The organism is Pseudomonas sp. P5_B2, from assembly GCF_056400445.1.
This window is the reverse complement of sequence record NZ_JBFULH010000435.1, coordinates 1-3,552: the sequence shown is the minus strand read 5'-3', so window position 1 is coordinate 3,552 and position 3,552 is coordinate 1. Positions and strand designations below refer to the sequence as shown.

The following is a 3,552-nucleotide window of genomic DNA, read 5'->3' as shown; positions in this document are numbered from 1 at the left end:
GTCAGGCATTGTTTTTAATAAACCTTGAACATTGATAGGAGCCACAAGCCTATCTTCCATTGCTCAAAGTTAAAGTTTGAATTACTGCTGTTAAGTCGGTGTTTGCCCATTCAAGGCATTGGAATTATCAATGCCGAAAATAATTAATTACCACCCGCACACAGTGCTTGTTCTGTTAACGCTTAACCACTTCAATCGGCAGGCAACCGGTGTTGCCGGCGGGCTGCAGGTACGGTGTCAGAATCGGCGCCATGCCCTTGAGCACTTGCACTGGCAGCGCTGAGGTAAACGTGAACGTTTCGGCGGAGCGACCCGGCACGAAGGCAGTGAGCGTACCGAAATGGTGATCGCCGATGAAGAATACGAACGTCGCCGTACGATTGAGGGATTTCGAGCTGATGACCCGTCCGCCGGAACCGATGGATGAAATGCGGTTGTCGCCGGTSCCGGTCTTGCCGCCCATCGCCAGTGGCTTGCCATCGGGGAGGGCGAAACTACCGGAAACACGTCTCGCCGTACCGGCATCCACCACTTGCGACAAGGCTTCGCGCATGGCCGTGGCGACTTCGGATGGCATCACCCGCTTGCCCACTTCCGGATCATTGATCAACTTGGTTTCGTACGGTGTGTCCGCGGCGAAATGCAGCGTGTCGATGCGCAGTGTCGGCATGCGCACGCCATCGTTGAGAATGGTGCCGATCAGCTCGCCCAGCGCCGCCGGACGGTCGCCGGAACTGCCGAGGGCGGTGGCCAGCGACGGCACCAGGTGATCAAACGGGTAGCCGACTTGCTGCCAGCGCTGGTGAATATCGAGGAACGCTTCGATCTCCAGCATGGTGCGAATGCGACTGTCGCGGGCGCCCTTGTGACGGCTTTTGAACAACCAGCTATAGACTTCCTGGCGTTCGAAATGGCTGGCCTTGACGATCTCGCTCCACTTGGCGTCAGGGTTGTTCAACAAGTAGCCCATCAGCCACAGGTCCAAGGGGTGAACCTTGGCGATGAAGCCCTGATCCGGCAGGTCATAGGCGCCGGGGCTGTAATTTTCGTACAGCCGTTGCAGGCGTTCGTCGGTGAGTTTTTCGTTAGGTTTTCCGGTGGGTTTGGGGCCTTTGAGGTGCGAACGCACAAACGTATTGAACGTTGCCTGACTGGCCTGCGGAAGCAGATAACGGTGAATCGCCGCCAAGCGAACCGGGGTTGGGCGCGTGCTGTCGAGGAAAGTGTCGAGCCGTGCCTGGGTGTCCTTGTTTTTGTACTTCTTCCAGAACTTCAGCAGGAACGAGGTGCCTTCGCGGTCGGCGAAATTGGCCAGGTATTCCTGACGCCGAGGGTCGCGGTCGTCCTTGAGCAGTTCGGCACTGCTGTTGGGCCCGGAATAGGTGGCGTAACGCACCAGGTCGCGCATCAGCCGGATGAACGGCAGGTTGATGGATTCGCGCAGGGCATCGCGCAAGGTCGGTATGCGGCCGTTGTCTTCCTTGCGAAAGTTATGGAACACGTGCAACCCGCCCCCGGTGAAAAACGCTTCGCCGGGGTTGGCCGAGTATTTGCGATCCAGTGCGGCGCCGAGCATGGCCGGCAGGTTTCGGTCTGTGTTCTCGATCAGGTAATCGACGGCCCAGCGGCTCAGGCGGTCCTGGTCAGGGACGTCGAGTTTTTTCAGTTCAGGGACCGTCATCCCGGCATATTTATCGTGCAACTCGGCAATGATTTGAAGGTAGGTGGTGAGCACGCGCATTTTTGCCGTAGAGCCCAATTCCAGCTTGCTGCCTTCGTTGATGTCAAACGGCTGGTCGGTGCTGTCGGTCTGAATCCGCACGCGTGCGCCATCCGGTGTCAGTTCAAAAAGGGTGAAGCTGTAGCGCACCTGGGTGGTGCTGGTGGGGGTGAGCAGGCGTTCGCCCATCAAGCCGATCTGCGTGGCAAATTCCGGATCGGCCAGATGCTTGAGGTACTCGGTGGCCTTGGATTGCAGGTCGCCTTGCAGGGTGCTGGTGGCGGAAAGGTCGAGGCGATCAAGGTCGTACAGCGGACGATTGAGCAATCCGCCCAGGCGACTGCGCGCCACGCTGATGCCTTTGTTGGTTTCGATCGGTTGAATGGTCGGCTGGGTCTGCCAGTCGCGATAAGCGACAGTGCTGGCCAGCGCCGCCGCCGCGAAAGGCGCATCAATCACGTTGTTCTGTGCCAGCAGTCGAATGTGGCTGTCGGTGAGGTCCGCCAGTTCATCACGGCCCTTGGTCAGGTAATGAGAAGGGCGGCGCTGCGCAATCATCAAGGAGAGCATTTCACGCAGAGCCAAGCCCTTCGCGGCCATGGTCTTTGGATCCGTCGCGGTGCTGGCCAGTGTTTCGTTGGCCTTGTTGAAGTCGGCGCCGTACCAGACGCGCAACCCCTCGGCCATGCCGTGCACTTCACCGTGGCCCGGCACGGCTGACAGCGGCACGCTGTTGAGGTAGTCGCGAACCACATTTTTCCGCGCTTCAAGGGTTTCCGGACCGGCCTGATAGGCACGCACGGTGGCGGAAATCATCTGCCGGATCTTTTCCGCCCCCGACACCGTCAGACCATCGGGCGAATGCCGATACTTTTCAAGCTGTGTCGCCAAGGTGCTGCCGCCTGCTGACTGGCCCGGCAGGTGAATCATTTTGGCCACCTGAGACCACGCGGCCATGCCGAAACGCGGCCAGTCCACGGCGGGGTTGGCCAAGGGTTGTTTGGGGTCGAGCAGAAAGCGGTTCTCGATGAACAACAGGCTGTTGACCACCACCGGCGGAATCGATTCAAAGCTTGAATACAGCTGTTGTGGATACTTGAACTGGTACAGCGGTAACGCGCGGCAGTCGGTGATCGACAGGCCGGCCTGGATTTTCTCCGAATAGGGTACGAAAAGGCCTTTGGCGCTGTAGTCCATCAGCTTATCGGAGAAGCGGGTTTGAGCTGAAATTACATAGTCACGCTTGAGTAACCGCGGCAGGAACTCGTTCAGTGAGCTGTAGCCCAGTCGCAAATCAAAAGGCCCGGCGCCAGGGTAACGAATGGCGTCGCTGGGACCCGGTTCCAGCGTGTAGTTCAGGGACGCGGCAAACTTGCTGACTTCCCGTGCCTGAAACTTCGACGTGCGCATTTCTTTGGCAGCAGCGAGTCCCACGACGATCACGATGATGAGCAGCAGCAACCAAAACGCCTTCCAGCCGTGTTTGACACGGCTGCTACGGGGTTTTTCAGGTGTTGGCGCTTCATCCACAGATTCAGTCGGGACCACAGTTTTACTCGTATCGGTTTGCCACAAAGCGCCCATAGTCGATTGATCCATTCACTCAGATTGATCGGACTTGACTGAAGCTTAGACGGTGGTTGGCGATGGTGAATAAATTGTGAGCGTTCAAATATCGAATATTTCACGTGAACTGTGGCGAGGTGGCTTGCCCCCGTTGGACTGCGCAGCAGTCCCCGTCTTTTTGGGTGAAGAGGGGGGCCGCTTCGCAGCCCAACGGAGGCAAGTCCCCTCGCCACAAAAGCCCCCTCGCCACAGCAACTCCCTCACCA

Annotated in this window: 1 protein-coding gene; it reads right to left on the bottom strand. The window is 58.2% G+C overall.

Annotation, left to right across the window (positions count from 1 at the left end):
- Positions 1 to 175: 175 nt before the first annotated feature.
- Positions 176 to 3,304: a transglycosylase domain-containing protein gene (locus AC1DRJ_RS21915; RefSeq protein WP_477803984.1), complete on the bottom strand. Its 3,129-nt coding sequence runs from the start codon at positions 3,302 to 3,304 to the stop codon at positions 176 to 178.
- Between the last annotated feature and the right edge of the window lie 248 nt (positions 3,305 to 3,552).